General features: G+C 58.7%; 17 protein-coding genes. 9 read left to right on the top strand and 8 right to left on the bottom strand.

Annotated features, from left to right (window positions below):
- The first annotated feature begins 109 nt into the window (after positions 1-109).
- The gene (locus tag AC2TDJ_RS05735) at positions 110-2,305 is read left to right on the top strand and encodes a sensor histidine kinase NtrY-like (protein WP_480840246.1); all 2,196 of its coding nucleotides are present in this window, start codon (positions 110-112) and stop codon (positions 2,303-2,305) included.
- Positions 2,302-3,711 carry a nitrogen assimilation response regulator NtrX gene (gene ntrX, locus AC2TDJ_RS05730; RefSeq protein ID WP_480840057.1) on the top strand — a complete coding sequence of 470 codons (1,410 nt, stop codon included), beginning with the start codon at positions 2,302-2,304 and terminating at the stop codon, positions 3,709-3,711. Before AC2TDJ_RS05735 ends, ntrX begins: the two co-directional genes overlap by 4 nt.
- Positions 3,712-3,721: 10 nt before the next feature.
- On the opposite strand, the gene AC2TDJ_RS05725 is transcribed toward ntrX, so the two are convergent.
- On the bottom strand, positions 3,722-4,201 hold the full coding sequence (locus tag AC2TDJ_RS05725) for a hypothetical protein (RefSeq protein ID WP_480840055.1): 480 nt from the start codon (positions 4,199-4,201) through the stop codon (positions 3,722-3,724).
- Positions 4,202-4,297: 96 nt separating this feature from the next.
- Here AC2TDJ_RS05725 and trkA point away from each other — a divergent pair, with 96 nt between their 5' ends.
- From trkA to AC2TDJ_RS05700, 5 genes are all read left to right on the top strand, one after another.
- Positions 4,298-5,674 carry a Trk system potassium transporter TrkA gene (gene trkA / locus AC2TDJ_RS05720; RefSeq protein WP_480840053.1) on the top strand — a complete coding sequence of 459 codons (1,377 nt, stop codon included), beginning with the start codon at positions 4,298-4,300 and terminating at the stop codon, positions 5,672-5,674.
- Positions 5,674-7,215 (top strand): TrkH family potassium uptake protein, encoded by a 1,542-nt coding sequence (locus AC2TDJ_RS05715; RefSeq protein WP_480840051.1) that lies wholly within the window; start codon positions 5,674-5,676, stop codon positions 7,213-7,215. Before trkA ends, AC2TDJ_RS05715 begins: the two co-directional genes overlap by 1 nt.
- A 130-nt stretch (positions 7,216-7,345) precedes the next feature.
- A complete protein-coding gene (gene hfq, locus AC2TDJ_RS05710) occupies positions 7,346-7,585 on the top strand; it encodes an RNA chaperone Hfq (protein WP_005982826.1) in 240 nt (79 codons plus the stop codon).
- Positions 7,585-8,856: a GTPase HflX gene (hflX, locus tag AC2TDJ_RS05705; RefSeq protein WP_480840049.1), complete on the top strand. Its 1,272-nt coding sequence runs from the start codon at positions 7,585-7,587 to the stop codon at positions 8,854-8,856. Before hfq ends, hflX begins: the two co-directional genes overlap by 1 nt.
- Before the next feature lie 29 nt (positions 8,857-8,885).
- Positions 8,886-9,194, top strand: coding sequence for a putative quinol monooxygenase (locus AC2TDJ_RS05700; protein WP_480840048.1), 309 nt, complete (start codon positions 8,886-8,888; stop codon positions 9,192-9,194).
- Positions 9,195-9,232: 38 nt separating this feature from the next.
- On the opposite strand, the gene AC2TDJ_RS05695 is transcribed toward AC2TDJ_RS05700, so the two are convergent.
- From AC2TDJ_RS05695 to hemB, 5 genes are all read right to left on the bottom strand, one after another.
- Positions 9,233-9,628, bottom strand: coding sequence for an SgcJ/EcaC family oxidoreductase (locus tag AC2TDJ_RS05695; protein WP_480840046.1), 396 nt, complete (start codon positions 9,626-9,628; stop codon positions 9,233-9,235).
- Positions 9,629-9,745: 117 nt separating this feature from the next.
- Complete coding sequence (locus AC2TDJ_RS05690; RefSeq protein WP_480840044.1) at positions 9,746-10,453, bottom strand: alpha/beta hydrolase; 708 nt, start codon at positions 10,451-10,453, stop codon at positions 9,746-9,748.
- Positions 10,454-10,604: 151 nt separating this feature from the next.
- A complete protein-coding gene (locus AC2TDJ_RS05685) occupies positions 10,605-13,070 on the bottom strand; it encodes a penicillin acylase family protein (RefSeq protein ID WP_480840042.1) in 2,466 nt (821 codons plus the stop codon).
- Between the two features lie 167 nt (positions 13,071-13,237).
- Complete coding sequence (locus AC2TDJ_RS05680; RefSeq protein WP_480840040.1) at positions 13,238-13,810, bottom strand: lipid-binding SYLF domain-containing protein; 573 nt, start codon at positions 13,808-13,810, stop codon at positions 13,238-13,240.
- A gap of 142 nt (positions 13,811-13,952) precedes the next feature.
- Positions 13,953-14,951 (bottom strand): porphobilinogen synthase, encoded by a 999-nt coding sequence (gene hemB / locus AC2TDJ_RS05675; protein WP_480840038.1) that lies wholly within the window; start codon positions 14,949-14,951, stop codon positions 13,953-13,955.
- 120 nt (positions 14,952-15,071) lie between these two features.
- Between hemB and AC2TDJ_RS05670 the strand changes: the two genes are divergently transcribed.
- Together AC2TDJ_RS05670 and mfd are read left to right on the top strand one after the other, a co-directional pair.
- A complete protein-coding gene (locus tag AC2TDJ_RS05670) occupies positions 15,072-15,599 on the top strand; it encodes a component of SufBCD complex (RefSeq protein ID WP_480840037.1) in 528 nt (175 codons plus the stop codon).
- A 19-nt stretch (positions 15,600-15,618) separates the two neighbouring features.
- The gene (gene mfd / locus AC2TDJ_RS05665; RefSeq protein ID WP_480840035.1) at positions 15,619-19,074 is read left to right on the top strand and encodes a transcription-repair coupling factor; all 3,456 of its coding nucleotides are present in this window, start codon (positions 15,619-15,621) and stop codon (positions 19,072-19,074) included.
- Here mfd and AC2TDJ_RS05660 read toward each other — a convergent pair.
- Both AC2TDJ_RS05660 and AC2TDJ_RS05655 read right to left on the bottom strand, forming a co-directional pair.
- Positions 19,071-19,748 carry an SH3 domain-containing protein gene (locus AC2TDJ_RS05660; RefSeq protein WP_480840033.1) on the bottom strand — a complete coding sequence of 226 codons (678 nt, stop codon included), beginning with the start codon at positions 19,746-19,748 and terminating at the stop codon, positions 19,071-19,073. The genes mfd and AC2TDJ_RS05660 overlap by 4 nt on opposite strands.
- Complete coding sequence (locus tag AC2TDJ_RS05655; RefSeq protein ID WP_480840031.1) at positions 19,745-21,409, bottom strand: tetratricopeptide repeat protein; 1,665 nt, start codon at positions 21,407-21,409, stop codon at positions 19,745-19,747. The genes AC2TDJ_RS05660 and AC2TDJ_RS05655 overlap by 4 nt, the downstream gene beginning before the upstream one ends.
- Positions 21,410-21,421 lie beyond the last annotated feature (12 nt).

Genomic DNA, 21,421 nt, shown 5'->3' with positions numbered 1-21,421 from the left:
AGAATGAGGGCAGACGGTGGCAACCCGGGCACAGAACGGGCCGATCCTATCGATCAACCGGTGGCGCAAGTCCCGGAGATTCCGCAATTTCAGCACCTTGGGTCTGGTCATGTTGGGTCCGGTGCTGGCGCTTGCGACCTATCTGGTTATCGGTCCATTTGATCTTGGCGCGACGGCCCCGACACTTCGGCTGATTCTCCTTGCAGATCTCGTTTACGTTCTCGTTGTCGCTGCGTTGGTGCTGGGGCAGCTGGGCAGCCTGATCGCTGCGCGGCGGGCGAAATCCGCAGGATCTAGGCTGCACTTGCGCCTGATCGGCGCATTCACGCTGCTTGCGCTGGTGCCAACGGTCACCGTCGCGATCTTTGCCGGACTCACTGTGAATATCGGCCTCGAAGGGTGGTTCTCGGACCGCGTGCGACAGGTTGTCGGGTCGTCCCTGACCGCTGCTGAAGCTTACGAGCAGGAACACCGGCAAGGTCTGACGCAGGACGCCACCGTATTGGCACGGTATCTGGATAATGCGCGGGCGCTGGATTTCTATATCAGTGATGCCGAGCTGCGCGAGGTCCTCGCGCAAGGGCAGGGACAAATTCAGCGCGGCCTGCGCGAGGCTTATGTCATTGACGGAAGTGGAGAGATCAGATCCCGCGGTGATCGGTCTTACTTGTTCAACTACGAAAAACCCACGCCAGAGCAGATAATTGAGGCCAATGATCAGGGCATGGCGATTATTGCCGACTGGGACAACAGCGAGTTTCGCGCGCTGGTGCCATTGCAGGCCTTTGCTGACCGATATTTATATGTCAGCCGTGAGGTAGACGGCCAACTACTGACGCTGTTGGACGACACCAAGGAAACGGCCCAGTTCTACCGGCAGCTTGAAAGTGAACGGGGAAGGGTTCTGTTCGAATTTGGCCTGCTGTACTTGGCATTCGCAGTGATCCTCATTCTGGCGGCGATGTCGCTGGGTATGTGGTTCGCGGAACGCCTGTCGCGCCCGGTCGGACGGTTGACCACGGCGGCGCAGCGCGTCGGAGCCGGTGATCTGAGCGTGCAGGTGATAGAAGAGGCCAGCGATGATGAAATCGCCATGCTCGGTCGGTATTTCAACCAAATGACGCGCCAGCTGAAAGGGCAACGCGACACTCTGCTGGAGAACACGCGCCACATCGAACGGCGTCGGCGTCTGTTTGACTCGGTGCTGAGTTCGGTGACTTCCGGTGTTGTGGGTGTCGACCCGGATGGCTGCGTGACCTTTGTGAATCGCTCGGCCGAGCGATTGTTGGATTGGTACAGCGGCGAGCAACACCTGGCGATTGGTATCGCTGTGCCTGAGTTCCTGCCTTTGTTCGAGAACCTCAAGGAAAGCGGGCAGGAGGCCGTGCAGGGCGAGGTCAAGGTCACGCGCAAGGGGCAGCTAGAAAATCTTCTGGTCCGCATGGCGACGCGCCGGGGTGAGGATGGCGGGCTTGAAGGGTACGTGGTTGCATTTGACGATGTGACCGATCTGGTCAGCGCCCAAAGGATGGCGGCCTGGGGCGACGTGGCACGCCGCATCGCGCATGAAATCAAGAACCCTCTGACCCCGATCCAATTGAGCGCCGAACGGATCAAGCGCAAATTCTCCCGCAAGCTGGACGAGGAAGATTGCGACACCTTGGAATCGATGACGGATGTCATCGTGCGCCAGACCAACGATTTGCGGCGCATCGTGGACGAGTTCTCGAAATTTGCGCGTATGCCGGAACCGGATCGCCACGAAGAGAACCTTGTCGAACTGGTGCGCGAGGCTGTGTTGTTGCAACAGTCGGGGCAGCCCGATGTGGACATTGATGCCGACCTGCCCGACCAGCCTGTATTCGCGGATGTGGACGCAACGATGCTGAATCAGGCGCTGACCAACCTGATCAAGAACGCGGGTGAAGCTATAGGCACGCTGAAAGAAAAGGGCGCGCCAGAAAACCTCAAACCGCAGATCAAAGTGGCAATGGCGCCCGATGACGCCGGGACAGTCATCACGATTGCCGACAATGGCATCGGCTTGCCCGAAGACCGGGCGCGGCTGTTTGAACCTTATGTAACCACACGTGACGAGGGCACTGGTCTGGGACTGCCGATCGTCAAGAAGATTATCGAAGAACACGGCGGAGCGCTGACATTGGAAGACGCGCCCGTTTTCGACGGACAAGACCATTTCGGCGCGATGGCTGTGATCCGTTTGCCCGGGGCCGAAGGGGCCTCTTCCGTCGCGCCACAAAAGCAGGCGATTAAAACCAACAAACTGAAAGCAGGCCAAAGATGAGCGACATTCTGATCGTAGATGACGAACGCGATATTCGCGAGCTTGTGTCCGATATTCTCGAGGACGAAGGCTATTCCACCAGGCTTGCCGGCAACTCGGACGAGTGTATGTCGGCAATCAATTCCGAGCCACCAGGGCTGCTGATTCTGGATATCTGGCTGAAAGACAGCCGCATGGACGGGATCGACATCCTGAAGGCGGTGAAACGTGACAATCCGGATGTACCGGTGGTGATTATCTCAGGCCACGGGAATATCGAAATTGCGGTCGCTGCGATCAAGCAGGGCGCGTATGATTTCATCGAGAAGCCCTTCAATATTGATCAACTGATGGTCGTGATCCGCCGCGCAATGGAAACCTCGCGATTGCGTCGCGAGAATGCCTCGCTGAAGAGGAAAGAAGTCAGTTGTTCGGACATGATCGGCAAGTCGGCTTCCTTCCGCGCGATGCAAGGTCAATTGGACAAGGTCACCAAGTCAAACGGCCGCGTGATGCTCAGCGGGCCGGCCGGGTCGGGCAAGGAAATCGCGGCCCGGTATATCCACGCCCATTCCAACCGGGCCAACGCCCCGTTTGTCACAGTGAACTGCGCAGGGGTCGAGCCGGAACGTATGGAAGAAGTTCTGTTTGGGCGCGAATCTTCTGAGCGCGGTGTCGAATCCGGCCTGCTGGAAGAGGCGCATGGCGGAGTGATCTATTTCGATGAAGTCGCCGACATGCCCTTGGGCACTCAATCCAAGATCCTGCGTGTTCTGGTGGACCAGCAGTTCCAGCGTGTCGGAGGCACCGACAAGGTACGGGTCGATCTGCGCGTCATCTCTTCGACCAACCGCGATCTCGAAGAGGAAATCGCGGCGGACCGGTTCCGTGAAGAACTGTATCACCGTCTGAACGTTGTTCCGATTACGGTGCCTTCGCTGGAGGAACGGCGCGAGGATATCCCGGTATTGGCGCAGCACTTCATCGAAATGTGCAATGAAACCCAAGGCTTACCGATACGAGAACTGTCCGACGAGGCGGTTGCCCTGCTTCAGACCATGACCTGGCCCGGCAATGTGCGGCAGCTAAAGAATTTGATCGAGCGAGTGCTGATCCTCGGCGATGGAACGGGGCCGATTGAAGCGCGCGAACTGCCCAACGAGGAAGAAAAATCTGACGAAACCGGTCGTGTTGTCCTGTCCGGTGTCTTGGCGACCCTGCCACTGCGCGAAGCCCGTGAAGCGTTTGAGCGGGAGTATCTGCTGACCCAGATCAACCGTTTCGGCGGCAATATCAGCCGCACCGCCAGCTTCGTCGGAATGGAGCGCAGCGCGTTGCACCGCAAGCTGAAGTCGCTGGGCGTGGTCACTTCGAACAAATCGGGTGCGCGGGTGGCGCAGCTTGACGAGCCTGAACCGGCGGAATGATCCGCCGGGGCTAGCCCGTTTGCCCCGGTGTAATGATCTGGAACGAACCGTCGTCGAATTTCACGAAACAGGATGACGGGTTCAGCGGCGGCAGGACCGTTGTGCGCGCAGGTGTGACCCGTGACTTCACGCTGTTTTTGCAAGGCGGAAGGCTGACCGGCCGAAACCCTTTCTGAGCCATGCACTGAGCCTCGACCGTGTTGCGCAACCCCTGGTTTACATCCACTGTGTAAACACGCCCGGGTTCCCACCAGCCTGGCGAGCGGTAGCAATTTCCCTTTCCATCGCAATAGGTGCGTCCGGGCCAGTAGACGGGCGGGCTCTGTCGGATTTGGTTGGCTACCGGCGCGTCCTTAAGCGCCTTTACCTGACATTCTGTCGTCTCAGTCTGCAGGCGCGAGACGCTTTCGCCTTCTCGATAATACAGCGACAGAGGACCGCAAGCGGACAGAACGAGGACGGAAATCAGGAAAGCAGGTACTGTTTTCATACTGTTATCTTGCCTCAACCACCCGATCATGACAATTCAATTGACCGCTTTGGGGGCATCTGTCATTCAATGATTTCAGGCAGAAGGGCCAGAAACATGAAGGTCATCATTTGCGGCGCCGGTCAGGTCGGCTGGCAGATTGCGCGGCACCTGTCGAGCGAACTGAATGATGTGACGGTGGTCGACAACAATCCCGACCTGGTCCGTCGCGCAACCGAAACGCTGGATGTGCAGGGGATCGCGGGCTTTGCAAGCTACCCGGATGTGCTGGATCGGGCAGGGGCGCGCGACGCAGATATGATCATTGCGGCCACTCATTCGGACGAGGTGAATATGGTCACCTGTCAGATGGCGCATTCCGTATTCTCGATCCAGCGCAAGATTGCGCGTCTTCGGTCGAAATCTTACCTTGAGGCGATCCATTCGGACCTTTACCGCCGGGATCATTTGCCTATCGATGTCGTGATCAGCCCCGAGCGTGAGGTCGCAGCGGCCGCAATGCGCCGTCTGTCGGCCCCGTCGGCATTTGACACCGAGATTTTCATGGATGGCAGGGCGCAGTTGTTGGGCATTCGCGTTGATGAGGACTGCCCGATTGTAAACACGCCGCTGCGGCAGTTGACCGATCTGTTTTCGACGCTCAGCTCGATCGTGGTGGGTGTGCGGCGCGAGGGATCCCTGTTTGCCCCGGAATCCGAAGACCAGCTGTTTGTCGGGGACGAATGCTATGTCTTTACCAATGTCAAAGATGTCGACCGCACGATGGAAGTCTTTGGCAAGGCTCAGAAAAAGCAGGACCGCGTCGTGATTGTCGGCGGCGGCAATGTCGGGCTCGAGGTCGCTCGGACGCTGGAAGAACGTGAAAGCCGGGTGCGCGCCAAGATCATCGAGCGGGACCGGAAATGCGCCGAAATCGCCGCCGAAACGCTGGAACGTACAATTGTTTTGAACGGGGATGGGCTGGACACCGCGTTGCTGAGCGAGGCCGGGATTGACCGCGCCGATGCGATGCTGGCCGTCACCGATGACGACCGGACCAATATGCTGGCAGCCGTTCGTGCCAAAAGTGAGGGCTGCGCTCTGGCCATCGCTCTGATCAACGACCCGAGCATGGTGGCGCTGATGGGTCCCCTTGGGATCGACGCTTATATCAACCCGCGCGCCACAACGGTCAGTTCGATCCTGCGACACATTCGCCATGGCCGCGTAAGGCAGGTCTATTCCATCGGAGATGCAGAAGCCGAGGTGATCGAAGCAGAGGTTCTTTCGACCTCGCCCATGGCCGGACAGAAACTGCGCGACATCGATTTCCCGGAAGGTGTCCTGGTTGGTGCTGTGCGAAAAGGCGACGATGTCGTGCGTCCCACGGGCAGTCTGCGGATTGATGAAAAAGACGTGGTCGCCATTTTTGCGCTGGCTAAAGACGTGCCCGAGGTGGAACGCCTGATGCAGGTCTCCATTGATTTCTTCTGATGTTACGGGCGAAGGGTCAGCAGCAGATCGGGTTTTTTCGGCGATTGCCGCTGCTTTTGCTGATCTGGGGTGTCGCGTCGTTGGCGATGTGGATTCCCGCCGTTTATGCGCTGGCCCTGGATGACCATGATACGTCACGGTCGTTTTTCTACTCCGGCCTTCTGGGCATTTTTGTCGTCACGCTCATCTCTCTGGCTCTGATGAATCGGAAGCCTCGTCGGGGGACATTGGGTCAGCTGGCGGTGATGTTGTCTTCGTTTACGATCCTGCCTTTGTTTCTGGCGATCCCGTTACATGAGGCCCTGGGCAATACCAGCTTTTTAAATGCGTATTTTGATATGGTCAGCGCGGTTACAACAACAGGGGCTGACCTGTTCCCTGATCCTGCGCGTCTGACCGCACCGCTGCATTTGTGGCGGGCCCTTGTGGGTTGGCTGGGCGGTTTGCTGATGTGGATCGCCGCGGCGGCGATTCTTGCGCCATTGTCACTGGGAGGGTTCGAAGTCACGGCACGTGGCCAGCCGGGCCGCCCGGTATCGGGTGTCGCGCAGAGCGAAAAGATGGACCCGCGCGGGCATCTGATCCGAGTGACACGCGCTCTGGCACCGGTCTACACCGGGTTGACCGTGGTGATGTGGATCCTGTTGCTGATCGCAGGCGAACAGGGGCTGACCGCAATTTGTCATGCCATGTCCGTCATGGCGACGTCGGGAATCTCGCCTGTGGGTGGGCTTGAGGGGTCGACTGCAGGCATCACAGGCGAGGCAATTGTATTCTTGTTTCTGTTTTTCGCTTTGTCCCGCCTCACGTTTTCGGCGGACACGGCAACAACGGGGTACGCACGGCTGGACAAGGATCCCGAATTTCGTATCGGTGTTTTGATCGTGATGGCGGTCGCAGCTTTGTTGTTCTTCCGCGTCCTGGCCGGCGTTGCAGAACTAGGCCTACAGATCGAACTCATTCAGGCGCTGCATGTCATCTGGGGCATGGTGTTCACTGTAATGTCGTTTCTGACTACGGCCGGGTTCGAAAGCGCCAACTGGAATGACGCCCAGCAACTGTCGGGTTTGGGTACTCCCGGATTGGTCCTGATGGGGCTCGCACTGATCGGCGGCGGCGTCGCTACTACCGCCGGCGGGGTCAAGTTGCTGAGGGTCTATGCCCTCTATCTGAATGGCAAGCGCGAGATCGACCGGCTGATCTACCCCTCATCTGTCAGCGGCGAGGGCGGAGGCAACCGCCGTATTCAAAGCGATGGTGCCTTTATTGCCTGGATCTTCCTGATGATGTTCGCGCTGACCCTTGGTCTGTTCGATGTGTTGCTGGCCGCGACAGGCGTGGGTTTCGAACAGGCGATGGTTTTGAGTGTCGCCACTCTAAGCACGACCGGACCGCTGATCGAACTGGCCACGGACGTACCTATTAGACTGGTTGACCTGTCTGCCGGGGCCAAGCTGACGCTTTGCGCTGCAATGGTTATTGGCCGGTTGGAAACCCTTGCCATCATCGCACTGATTACTCCGGCCCTGTGGCGGGATTAACCTGCTTGCAGGCCATTCCATTAACGCCTGATTTTTCATCTGGAATATCTGCGCGCGCCACTCCATACTCAGCCGGAGGGAGCGCGTTGGTCCGCAGCGCGTAGCAAGAACAATGGCGAGATAACAAAATATGGCTTCGGACAGACAGAATCTGCAGGACGCGTTCCTGAACAATGTACGGAAAGCAAAAGTCCCGGTCACGATTTTCCTGATCAACGGCGTTAAATTGCAGGGTGTCATCACCTGGTTCGACAATTTCTGTGTACTGTTGCGCCGCGACGGACAGTCGCAGTTGGTGTACAAGCACGCAATTTCGACCATCATGCCGTCGCAACCGATCAATCTCTATGAGGGCGAAGACGCCTCTTGATGGAACATGACAGGACGCGCACCCGTGCCTGGGTGCTGCATCCCGAAATCAAATCAGATGAACAGCGCCGTGTTCCCGAACCAGCGCTGGAAGAGGCGGTGGCACTGGCCGCCGCTTTGCCCGATCTGGATGTGATCGGTTCGGAAATCGTGCGCCTGCAACGCGCGCAGCCGGGGCTTCTGTTTGGCAGCGGCAAGATCGAAGACCTGGGCGAGCGACTTCATGACAACAAGATCGAGCTTGTCCTGATCGACGGTCCGGTGACGCCTGTTCAGCAGCGCAACCTTGAAAAGGCGTGGAAGGTCAAAATCCTCGATCGCACCGGTCTGATCCTGGAAATTTTCAGCGACCGCGCCCGCACGCGAGAGGGCGTTCTTCAGGTCGAGATGGCGGCGCTCAGCTATCAGCGCACGCGGCTGGTACGGGCGTGGACCCACCTGGAACGGCAGCGTGGTGGTCTGGGCTTTGTTGGCGGACCCGGTGAAACCCAGATTGAAGCAGACCGTCGCGCCATTGACGAACAGCTCGTGCGCCTGCGGCGGCAGCTGCAAAAGGTGGTCAAAACCCGCACGCTCCATCGCGCCGCGCGTGCAAAGGTGCCGTATCCGATTGTAGCCCTGGTGGGCTATACGAACGCGGGCAAATCGACGTTGTTCAATCGCCTGACCGGGGCTGAGGTGATGGCCAAGGACATGCTGTTCGCCACCCTCGATCCAACTATGCGCCGGGTCGAATTGCCGGACGGCCCCGAGGTGATACTGTCGGACACGGTGGGATTTATCTCGAACCTGCCCACGGAACTGGTCGCGGCGTTTCGGGCGACATTGGAAGAGGTTCTGGGTGCGGACCTGATCGTTCATGTGCGTGATATCAGTCACGAAGAATCCGACGAACAGGCAAAGGACGTCGAAACCATCCTGACCTCGCTAGGTGTGGACGACGAACGTCCCCGGCTGGAAGTCTGGAACAAGACTGACCTGCTTTCACCCGATGAAACCGAAGCGGCCCTGTCACGGGCAGAGCGGGACCCGGCAATATATCCCATTTCCGCCGTAACAGGCGCAGGCGTCGAAAAACTGCTGGCCGAGATTGCAGTCAAGCTGCAGGGCGCCCGGCATGAATCTGTTCTGAACCTGGATTATTCGGAAGGCAACAAGCGCGCGTGGCTGTTCCGTCAGGACGTTGTGCGCACAGAAAAGCAGACCGATGAAGGGTTCGTTATTACTGTGCTCTGGACCGACAAACAGGCCGCACAATACTCTGCGCTGTGAATTGTCGCGCGTGAATATGGGAGAGAGCGATGTCGCAGGCCGATAGCGCGAAAATCAGATTGCAGGGGTTTCTGATTGTCCCGCCCGACAGGCTGGCGGATGTGCTTCGGGCATTGCCGGAGCACATAGCACTGACCCGAAATGAGACTGGATGCCTCGCATTCGAGGTCAGAGAGGATGCAGAGCTTCCAGGGCGGTTGATCGTGTCCGAGGTCTTTGAAAATCAGGCCGCATTCGAAGCGCATCAAGCACGCACAAAAGCATCCGACTGGTATCTGGTCACTCAGGGCCTCGAACGCGATTATGAGATTATCACGGATGCAGAAGACCCCCTTTAGAGTCTTTTGTCAGTGTGGATCGACGCGACTGGGGCAGATTACTTCCCGTCTATCTGCCTCTGGTAATCGTCTGCGTCAAACCATCCGAGTGATGATTTTATCTTGTGGTCCGCGCCCAACTCCCACTCTTCCCAGCCACGGGTGATGACATGGTTGCCGGTTTGGGCATGGTGTCCCTCGAGCGTCCAGACAAAGATGGCGTGCGAACCAGCCCACCGCAGCATATCGCACCGCACTTCAAGATCGGGAAAATCTGCGTGAAATCCGCGCGCCATTTCCGCAATTTCGTCGCGTCCGCGTAAAGGCTCGCCCCGGTTGATCGAAATCTGACCGTCCGAGGCAAAGAACGAGGCGACCGCATTTGCGTCGCCCGAACTCCATGCAATGGCATAGTCGCGCGCCAAATTGTTCAATGTGTCTCGAACACTGCCCACCGGTTTCCCCCTTCATTGTCGCTGCAATGGCCTTGCGAATGCTATGCCAAATGCGCGCAGCGGCGTCCATGCTAGCCCCAACAATGCGCGGATATCGGCGAAAAACTGAAGAAGAGCTCAGTATTCCCGGCTCAATCCATGCATCCACTGCCAGCTGTCGCGGGCGATCTCGGGCCCAACGACGTAAAGCCAATGAGAATGCGCCGGGATCAGGTGCAGGTCGACCGGGTGCCCCGATTGCGCAAGCGCCCGAGCTGCTTCGCGCGCTGCGGCGGCCGAGAAGATGTGGTCGCGCGTGCCCAGATACAGGCGAACCGGCTTGGCTTTGCTGGTCGGGGCGTGGCTGTCGGCTGGGTTAAAGCCAGCATGAAGCACAACCGCTTTCCACGGCCCATTGGTCCGGTTGACGAGAAATGCTGCCAGTTTCGCCCCGTCGGAATGGCCAAACAGATAGATATCACCCGGGTCGAGGCCATACTGATCGGGAACCGACTTAAGCATGTCCTCCAGAAATGTTTGTGAGATGTCGTCCGCCGTCCAGGTCTTGCCGCGCGCATTGGGTGCAATCAGGATCAGGCCGTTGTCGCTGGCTGTGGTCATCCACATATCCAACACCGACAATCCGTTCCGACCGGCCCCATGCAGCAGGATAACGACAGGCGCCGAAGGTTCCGCGGTCGGCCCGTAGCTGTACCAGCGCCGTCCATTCGCCGTGTGAAGCGTCGACAGTTGTTTCACCTGTGAAGAGGGTGCGTAGGAAAATTCCTCGGGCCACGGGTATTCAAGATCCCGGCGCTCAGCCACTTTGACCTGTTTTGGTTGCACTTGATCAGGTTGAGCGGCGGCGGCAAGGGGACTAACCGGCCGTTGGGCTGCGTGTTCCGAAAGCAAAAACGCGGCAAGCACGAAGCAGGCAAAACCAAAAAGCAGGCCAAGTACCAATAGGCGGAGCGTGAACACTTATGACTCCGATAGATTAGCGGGCGGGGTTAAGGTGGGTCACGCCAACCGCAGCCGCGCGGGCGAGGTCTATGTCCAATGACATGGGGATGTATTCTCCGCGGCGCCAAAGTTGGGCCTGATCGTCATAATAGCGCGACAGGAAATGGCCGGACTGGCCGGTTGCCGTAATGAAGACCGAGCTGTCCGGATCGGCAAAATCATAAACCCCACGATAGCCCGCGCCGTGGACGTTCTGAAATGGATCGGGACCGACGCCGGATGTCCGACCCCGAAGAAGAGTGTTGTCACCGCCGCTTGTCGATTGGCGGATGTTCACAAAAAACCGCAGCACTGGAACCTCGCCCAGAACCGGGTGATCGTGCGTGGCCTGATGCGCGTCGCCCCAGCGCAGGGATTCCAGCGCGTTTCCGTACCGTTCCGATATCCAGATCAGCGCATCGTCCAACGCCAGCCGCGCCATGTCGGTGCAGGTTTCAACCGGAGCACTTTGACGCACGTCGCACCAGACCGACGCACCGTCGATATCGCGGTAAACCCGTTCGATGAACAATGGCTCGACATGTTTGTACTCACTCGCGAGCGGACCAAGGTCGTCCGAAATCAGGCGGATCTGCAACGCGCGCAGCCATGCGGCATAGATCAGAGGCTCTGGCAGATGTTCATTCATCTCGCCATTCCATTCGGCCAGCAGGCTGAGTGCGGTTTGGCGCTGGCGCTCCAATGTCCCTTCCGGAGCGGACTCGCCTGTAAACCAGAGGTCGGCACCGATCAGTGGCAGCAACGAACGCGCCGTGAAGCTGACGGTGTCCAACTGAGCCTCGATAAAGCTGTCGCGAGTATGAACTTCGCGCGACTGCATCAGGCGTTCCCAGCGGTGTACCCGTTGAGTGTCGCCCCATTCATATGAGACGTGTTTTGGAAAGGGCCGGTCGATGATCTTGTTGTTGGTGTTGCCCAGGATGCCGCCTGCAGGGGCAACGAATTCAGGATTGTCCGCATAGGGCAGGCGGCCCTGCCAGCGATTACGTTTCAGCCAACCGGGGGTCGGAATGCGGCCCCGGCTTTGATTGTTCAGATCCCGATTGGGCATTGCGCCAATCAGTTTCAGTCCGATCGTGTCCTTGTCGACCAGCGACAGGTTCTGTGAGGGCGCAATATAGTTTTCAGCTGCGGCAATCGCCTGCCGCACCGTGTCAGCATTCATCAGGGCCATCGATGCCGTCATCGATGTATCGCGAGGGCTAAGGGCGTTCCAGGACAGCGAAGCGACATGCCCCGGAGGCGTGATGGTTTCCAGATTGTAATCCGTGCCTGGTAGAACGGGGCCGTTTTCTGTCCAGCGTAAAGTCAGGGTGATGGGGGCTTCATCCTTGATCTCAATGATCGAAGGGCGGGTGCGGAATTTCTTGTACCCATCGGGGGTCAGGTATTCTTCGGGGTTATCCGAGTTCAGCCGTTCGATATGCACGTCCTGATCGTCCAGATAGGACGAAGTTAAACCCCAACCCAACCGGTCGCTTCGTCCGGTCATGACTGCCGGGACGCCGGGAATGGTGGCGCCGATGACGCCCCCTTTTACCAGTTCCAGCCGCGCGAGGTACCAGACGCCGGGGGCGGTGAGACCCAGATGCGGGTCGTTCGCCAGCAAAGTGCCGCCACTGGCCGAGCGGGATGGCGCAGCAGACCAGGCATTGGAAGCGCCAGCCAATCCGCGGCGCGGAATAGGCGACAGGGGGAGGTCGGGCGTTTCCGTACCGGCGGCATATCGTGGCAAGTTTGGAAAAAGCGCGGCATATTCGGGAAGGGCGGCGATCCCCGGACCGGGTACATCCGGCAGGATATCGGCAAGACGGGGCGGGTCGTCGAGCATCAGTGAAGTACGGGCCCTGAGAACTTCATCCTGCAGGTGGCCGGACAGTTGCAACGCCATCAGCTTGATCACCGCCAGGCTGTCGCCGGGCTGCCAGGGAGACACCGGTGCGTTGAACAGAAACATTTCGGGCGCGCCGCGGCCCAGTGCCTGCTCGTTAATCTCATCCAGCCGGGCGTTCACTCCGGCGGCATATGCCCGCAATGCAGCCTTGGTATAGTCGTCCTGAACTTCGACCGACCGATGGGCCAACCCGTACAGATCGAAGCGGCGCAACAGCTTGTCGATATGAACCGTACGCTGGCCAAAGATTTCCGAGAGCCGCCCCTGCGCAGTACGGCGCAGAACCGTCATCTGCCACAGCCGGTCCTGCGCATGGGCATAGCCCAGACCAAAGAACACATCCGGATCGTTCTGGCCCAGAATGTGCGGTACGTTCGCGGTGTCACGGACGATCTCGATCGGGGCGGTCAGACCTTTGACTTCAAGGCTTTGATCGTAGTCGGGCAGGGACTGGCTGGCCAGAAAGTAGACCAGTCCGATGGCGGCCAGTACCAGCAAGATCAGCCCCGAGGTAATCCGTACCAGCCAGCGAAAGACAAGACCCATCCGTGCCCCACATATCCATTCGGTTTAAGTTGGGTCGGAGATTAGAGGATGCCCGGAACGACCGAAAGGGGATTACCCACGTAAACCGTCGCGAAACGGCCCAAAAAACTCAGAACCCCGCCACGTCACACGGCGGGGTTCTTCAGAGGGGGAGTGGTGTCTTGTGTTTACGGAATGATGCGAGTGTATTTGGTGCCTTCGACCGTGGCTCCGAATTTCAGACCCGCCTGCCCGAAGACAGCGGCCAGAACGGGTTTGCGCAGCTGCGTCGTGTCGGTTGACAGAGAGTCTCCGGTTGCATCGACCACGTAACCAATATCGGCCCCGGCGGTCCAACCGCTGGAACGGCGGAAGTCGTTCAACGCTTCTTCGGTCATGAAAAACAGAACATGCGCGTATTGCTGCGCGCCGATCTGCAGGCCTGCGCTGCCCGAAATGGCCGAATAGTAGTCGACGGTTGCACCCTGAATGCGCAGCGCGCCCTGACCATAGGCGCCGCCAAATATGAACCCGGCCTCGGTGATCAGCGGCATGACCAGCATACCATTGGCTTTGTTGGCGATTTCGACGGTATTGGGGTACTTGCTGTACATTTCGTTCAGCGTGGCGTCGACGCGGGCGTCGATCGCCGCCGCGTTGTTATTTCCGACCCCGTTACCGCAGGCGGCGGTCAGGGTCAGTCCGGCCATGCCAAAAGCAAAGCCGCGACGGCTCAGTCGGGGGGTATTGGAACTGCTCATGTTTCCTGTCTCTGTAGATGTGCCTGATTTGCCGGGTGATCCCGATCTTGTGTGCAAGAATACGCCGATTGCCTTGGTATGTCACGGGAAAGCTGCCCCGCAGCGCTGAGCCATCGGCGAAAAGTTGCGAAATGGCAGGGTTTTAGCCTTGAAGGATTCGGGCAACCTGCGGCGCGAAGTAGGTGAGGATACCGTCGCACCCCGCACGCTTGAAGGCCAGAAGGCTTTCCAGCATGGTCTTTTCACCGTCGATCCACCCGTTCTGAGCCGCTGCCTGTATCATCGCGTATTCACCGGAAACCTGGTAGGCGTAGGTCGGTGCGCCAAAGGCGTCTTTGACTCTGCGACAGATGTCCAGATAAGGCATGCCGGGTTTGATCATCACCATATCCGCACCTTCGGTGAGGTCCCGTTCGATCAGGCGCAGCGCTTCATCCGAGTTGGCCGGATCCATCTGATAGGTCTTTTTGTCACCTGTCAGCGCGCCCGACGCGCCGACTGCGTCGCGGAACGGGCCGTAAAAGGCGCTGGCATATTTGGCTGCATAGCTGAGGATCATCACATTGTGATGGCCCGCCGATTCCAGCGCCTGCCGCATTGCGCCGATACGTCCATCCATCATGTCCGAGGGCCCGATGATGTCGGCCCCGGCCTCAGCTTGTGCCAGCGTCATCTTTACCAGCGCCTCGACCGTCCGATCGTTCACAATCTCGCCATCCACGACATACCCGTCGTGACCGTTGATGTTGTAAGGGTCCAGCGCGACATCTGTCATGACAGCGATATCGGGGGCGGCAGACTTGACGGCCCGGATCGCGCGGTTCGACAGGTTTTCGGGGTTCCAGGCCTCGGCACAATCTTCGGTTTTCAAGGACGGGTTTGTATAGGGAAAGATACAGATCGCCGGTATGCCCAGTGCCTGCGCTTCGACCGCAGCCTCGGCGATCAGATCAACCGAGCGGCGCATCACACCGGGCATCGAAGGCACGGGTTCTTCGACCCCTTCGCCATCACGCACGAAGACAGGCCAGATCAGGTCGTCAGTTGTCAGCGTGTTTTCTCGCACCAGGCCTCGGATCGCCTGCGTTTGGCGAGCCCGGCGAAAGCGAGCGAGGGGATAGGGGGCGATGGTCGGTTTCATGTCGCGCTCTCCTTGAACAATTGCGCATTGGGTGGCATGAATTCGTCGTGGTCTCAAGGGTATCAATGGACGCGCCGGTGCGATGCAAGGCCCCAAGGACGGTGAACAAAGGGCTGACGCTTGGACTTATATTCTTCGATCTTCGAACTCATCGATATGCGCAGCTTTTCGAATCTGTGGTATTGGATCGGTCTGGCGGTGCTCTGGTCCATGGCCAGCCACTGGTCGATGGGGGTGCCTTATGATCTTGTTGTCCGGGCGCGTCGTGTCGGCGGACAAACCGAGCAGGATCTGCTGGACATATCTCGTATCAACGCCAACCGGCTGCTTTACATTGCAGATGTCTCTGGCCTGGTCATCATGGCGATTGTCTGCTTCATTTTTACCGGCCTTGCCACGCTGGGGTTCTACTATGGCGTTGAGTTCGCGCAGGCAGTTTTTTTGTTGCTGTTTCCCTTGTGTTTCGTGGCATTGATCAATATCACCGCCGCCCGGCGGCTGAAACGACAGGAACCAACGGTAGAGATCGTCTCGAAGACTTTGACGCGCTGCCGGATTTTCACTCAGATCATCGGCATGGTGTCGATTGTGATCACGTCGCTTTGGGGTATGTACCAGAACATTTCGATCGGCGTTCTGGGCTGGTAGTAAACGAAAGGGCGCGGCAATGCAGGCTCCGAACCACTTAACAGTCGGCGGCGCCCCCGAAGGGTTTGACGCACAGCTTGTTCTGAACGAAGTCGCCCGCTCGGGCGGGCCGGTCTGCCATGTCGCCCGCGATGACAAGCGGATGGAGGCGATGCGTGCAGCACTTGCCTTCTTTGCGCCGGATATGCCCGTCTTTGTGTTTCCCGGTTGGGATTGCCTGCCTTACGACAGAGTATCACCCAATGCGGATATTTCCGCTGCCCGGGTTGCAACGCTGGCCGCACTGGTTCACCAGATGCCCAAGGAATTCGTACTGCTGACCACGCTGAACGCTGCAACTCAGCGCGTACCGGCACGGGATGTCCTGCGTGAGGCTGCGTTTACCGCGCGCGTGGACCATCGCATCGATGAAGACGCGCTGCGCGCATTCTTGGTTCGGATGGGATTCACCCAAAGCCCGACGGTGATGGAGCCCGGAGACTATGCGATCCGGGGCGGGATCATCGACATTTTCCCTCCGGGTGAAACTGGGCCCGTGCGCCTTGATCTGTTCGGAGACGTTCTGGACGGTGCCCGCCGTTTCGACCCGGTATCGCAGCGTACGACCGAGAAGCTGGATGTCGTCGAACTAGCCCCGGTCTCCGAGGTCATTCTGGATGATGCTGCCATCACGCGGTTCCGCCAGAACTACCGCATCGAGTTTGGTGCCGCCGGAACCGATGATCCGCTCTACGAAGCGGTCAGCGCCGGTCGCAAGCATCAGGGTATCGAACACTGGCTGCCATTCTTTCACGAATACCTTGAGACATTGTTCGATTACCTTCCGGGTGCCACGATTTCACTGGATGATCAGGTCACACCGGCGCGATTGGCGCGGTGGGACAGTATCGAAGACCAGTACGAAACGCGGCGTCTTGCACTGGAAAACCGGTCGCGCATGGACACGGTTTATAAACCGACCCCGCCAGGCCTTTTGTATCTGGACGATGACGCTTGGACCCAGACCGTGAGAGACCGGCGTCTCATGCAATTCAGCCCCCTGCCGCAGGCCAGCGGACCCGGCGTGATCGACGCAGGTGGGCGGATCGGGCGCAACTTTGCGCCCGAGCGGCAGCAGGAATCCATCAGCCTGTTTGGCGCTCTGGCAACCCATATCACGGACAAGATGGCCAACGGCCCGGTCCTTATTGCATCTTATTCTGAAGGTGCCCGCGAACGCCTGACCGGGCTGATCGAAGACGAAGGACTGGCCGAGGCGATCCCGGTCACCGATGGTACCCGTGTCGGTAAGCGCGGTCTGCATCTGGCCGTCTGGGCTCTGGAACATGGGTTCGAAACGCCCGGCCTGACCGTGATCGCGGAACAAGACGTGCTGGGTGATCGCCTGATCCGACAGCCCAAGAAACGCCGCAAGGCCGAGAACTTCCTGACCGAGACCCAGTCGCTCAGCCCCGGTGATCTGGTTGTGCATGTGGACCACGGAATCGGGCGTTATCAGGGAATGGAAGTTGTGACGGCCGCTGGTGCCGCCCATGAATGCCTGCTGCTGGAATATGCCGAACAGGCAAAGCTGTATCTACCAGTCGAAAACATCGAACTGCTGTCGAAATACGGCCATGATGAAGGTTTGCTCGACCGTCTGGGCGGTGGCGCGTGGCAGGCCAAGAAGGCCAAGCTGAAAGAGCGCATCCGCGAGATGGCGGACAAGCTGATCCGCATCGCGGCCGAACGTGCCCTGCGAAAAGCGCCGGTTATGGACCCGCCACCGCACGCTTGGGAAGAGTTCAGCGCCCGGTTCCCGTATCAGGAGACCGATGATCAGTTACGCGCCATTTCGGATGTGATGGAAGACATGCATTCCGGTGCTCCAATGGATCGTCTGATCTGCGGAGATGTGGGTTTTGGCAAGACCGAGGTCGCCATGCGCGCAGCTTTTGTAGCGGCCATGTCCGGCGTACAGGTAGCAGTCGTAGCACCTACAACCTTGCTGGCGCGTCAGCACGCTTCCAGCTTCAAAGACCGTTTCCGAGGCTTCCCGCTGGAGGTGCGCCAGCTTTCCCGTTTTGTCTCAGGCAAAGAGGCACAACAAACCCGTGATGGGTTGGCGCGGGGCACGGTGGACATTGTAATCGGCACTCACGCGTTGTTGGCAAAAGGGATACGTTTCAACAATCTCGGGCTTTTGATCATCGACGAGGAACAGCATTTCGGCGTGGCGCATAAAGAACGGTTGAAGCAGCTACGCTCGGACGTGCACGTCCTGACCCTGACCGCGACACCGATCCCGCGGACCCTGCAGCTCAGCCTTACCGGTGTACGCGATCTGTCGATCATCGGTACGCCGCCCATCGACCGTTTGGCCATCCGCACCTATGTCAGCGAATTCGATGTGGTCACCATCCGCGAAGCGCTGCTGCGTGAACACTATCGCGGCGGGCAGAGCTTCTATGTGGTCCCGCGCATCTCGGACTTGCCCGAAATCGAGGAGTTTCTGAAGGAACAATTGCCGGAACTTACCTATGTGGTCGCACATGGTCAGATGGCAGCCGGAGAACTCGACGATCGGATGAACGCATTCTATGACGGCAAGTATGACGTGCTGCTGGCCACGACGATTGTGGAAAGCGGGCTGGATATTCCGACGGCGAACACAATGATCGTTCATCGCGCCGATATGTTCGGGTTGGCGCAACTCTATCAGATCCGGGGCAGAGTTGGGCGGTCCAAGACACGGGCATACGCCTATCTGACTACCAAGCCGCGCGCGCGATTGACGCCCGCCGCCGAAAAACGCCTGCGTGTTCTGGGCTCGCTGGACACGTTGGGCGCAGGCTTTACGTTGGCCAGTCAGGACCTCGACATTCGCGGCGCGGGCAACCTGTTGGGCGAGGAACAGTCCGGCCAGATGCGCGACGTCGGCTATGAGCTTTATCAGTCGATGCTGGAAGAAGCGATTGCCAAGATTAAAGCCGGTGAGATGGAAGGCCTCAGCGATGCCGATGACCAGTGGGCGCCGCAAATCAATCTGGGCGTACCAGTTCTGATCCCCGAGGACTACGTGCCCGATCTGGACGTGCGCCTGGGGCTCTACCGCCGTTTGTCGTCGCTTTCAACCAAGGTCGAACTGGAAGGGTTTGCTGCCGAGTTGATCGACCGCTTCGGCACATTGCCGAAAGAGGTGAACACTCTGATGCTGGTCGTGCGGATCAAGGCGATGTGCAAACGGGCCGGCATTGCCAAGCTGGATGGTGGGCCGAAAGGGGCAACGATTCAGTTCCACAACGACAAGTTCGCTTCGCCTCAGGGTCTGGTCGAGTTTATTCAGAACCAGCGCGGGCTTGCTAAAGTCAAAGACAACAAGATTGTCGTGCGCCGGGACTGGAAAAAGGACAGCGACAAGATCAAGGGTGCCTTTGCCATCGCTCGTGATCTGGCGGAAAAAGTCGTTGCTGTGAAAAAGAAAGCGAAAGCCTAATCTCCGGTCACAAAGGTGCAGAGTTGCCAGTTGCCTGTTTCGGATTTCACAAACGCCGCGCGGTAACCGACCATGGACCACAAAAAATCTCGGTGCATGTAGCCCGCGGTTCCGTCTGTCAGCAGCACGCGCTGGTATTCCTCATACGGCAGGTAGTTCGGAACGATCACTACCTCATGGCTGATCAGGCCCGAAACCGCCCCTTCTCGCGATGGGTCCTTTCGAAGAGAGACGTTTTCACCGTTAACGAAGTAGGCCGTGAACGGATCGAGTGAAGCAGGCAGGGTGATTTGCCATTGATGCGGCATCCAGAATTCGCCCTCATCGTCGAAATAGCCGGGCTGCGACAGGGTGTTTTGCAGAGCAGTCCAAAAAGACTCGCGCAGGTCGTCGGCCTCGGACCGGAATTCTTCGGCCAGCGTTTCCGGGGGGACCGTCAGGTTGAGGCGAAACTCTTCCGGGCCGCCGTTGCTTCCGTGGCTGAGGTAGATGTCCGGGCAGGCCGCGGCGACGACGAAGTCCGTGTCACGCGCCTTGACCCGGTCCAGCAACGTGGTTCGGAATGCAACCAGGGAGGGGTCGCGTTCAGCTTCATCAATCGGAGTGAATTTCTGCCGTTCCGCCAAAGCGGGTCCGCAAATCAGGGCCGCAACAACAGATATTGCCAATTTCATTCAGCGGCCCTCATCGCGGCCTGAGCGCAGAAACAGGACGCTGCAACGGCTTGGTCAGCGCGTGCCAGAGCCAGGTCCAGCCTTTGCTTAATCTGCTTGATCTCAGTGTTTTCCCCGCGTTCCGTAAGGCAGTCGTGCAGACCCTTAAGGCTCCAGACATTGTCGGGATGGATCGATGCGCGGCTAAGGCTGCCGCCCAGTCCAAGGTCTTCGCGATAGATCGCCTCGGCTTCGGCTACATGTCCCTGTTCGAACAGCAAGGCACCCAGAGCGTGCCGCGTTGGCTGCATCCAACCCCACGGTTCGTCATAGGGCAAGGTGTCGTCCAGTTCGACCGAGCGGCGCAGGTGGGCAAAGGCCATTTCATAGTTTCCTTTGCGGTATTCAATTTCGCCGCGCAGCATTTCCGTTGCAATTTCAAGCAGATCAATGACGAGGTTATTGTGCAGCCTGCGCGTTTCAGGGACACAGGTCTTGGCAGCGAGGAACAGGTTCTCCTCAGCTTCCGCCTCGGCGATCTGTCCCGTAGCAGCATAGGCGATCGCCCGGGCATAGTGCGTGGTGGTTGTCAGGGTACGATAAAGATCCGGGTCGGACGGAAGTTCGAGCTTTTTGGCCTCTTCCCACCGGCCAAAGCGGATCAGTATATGCGGGCCCATGGACATGTAGCTTTCGAAGTAGTCGGCCATTGGCGGGCTTTCGATACGCAACATCTCTTCGGGCGTCGTGTCCCAAAGCCCGCGATTTGCGCGCAGGGCCGGTTCCATCTGGCCCAGAAACAAGGCGCCATAGATGGCAAAGTGATAGTTGTGCTGACGATAGCCGGTGTAGATGTTGAACGCGCCCTCGCGCTCGTAATATTTCAAATCAGCTTCGGTCGCCTTGGCGTTCCAGTAGGCAACATTGTGGTAGTGGCCGCACAGAACGTCGATATGCGTGGGCATGTGCACCAAATGTCCGGCATCCGGCACCAGAGTGCGCAAGACGTCCCCGGCTTTCAGCGCCTTTTCCGGGGCCGGCGACATTTCCATCAGGTGAACGTACAGGTGCAGAAGGCCTGGGTGGGACATGGCGTCGGGGTCGTTGGCCATGGCCCATTCCAGCGCCTCTTGTGCCTCCAACGTCGCGGCACCCTCGGCAGGTTGGCCGCTGTTCAGGTCCCACATCTGCCAGGGGGTGAGGTTCAGCAGCGCCTCGACATAGATTGTACGCAAGTCCAAGTGATCCGGTTGATCCGCAAAGGCTACGCGCATAGCGTCGGCGAAATCATAATCCCACATGTGCATGTCCGGGATCGGGTCGCGCTGAGGATACCGCGCGGGCAGGGCGCGGATCAGGGCCTGCTCGACCGGCGTTCCGCGATCAGCCAGAGCCAGGGCCTTTTGTGTGGCGTCATACGCGGTTGCCAGCGCCTTGGTTTGACCCTGCTCATCGCGCAAATCCCACGGCAGGTTGTAGTTTGGGCCAGCGGCATAGGCGATGCCCCAATACGCCATGGCGCACTCGGGATCATGTTCTGCAGCGCGCTGAAAGCAGGCGACGGCCTCGTCGTGGTTGTAGCCATAGGTCCACACGAGGCCCCGGTCGAACCAGCGTTGCGCTTCATCCGAAGGTGTTGTCACCGCACAGGAATATGTGCCGAGGTCGTAATCATAGCTCATCGAAATCCTCCC

Source organism: Ruegeria sp. HKCCD6647-2 (assembly GCF_057221075.1).
The sequence above is the reverse complement of the archived record's forward strand: the minus strand, read 5'-3'. Positions and strand labels throughout refer to the sequence as shown.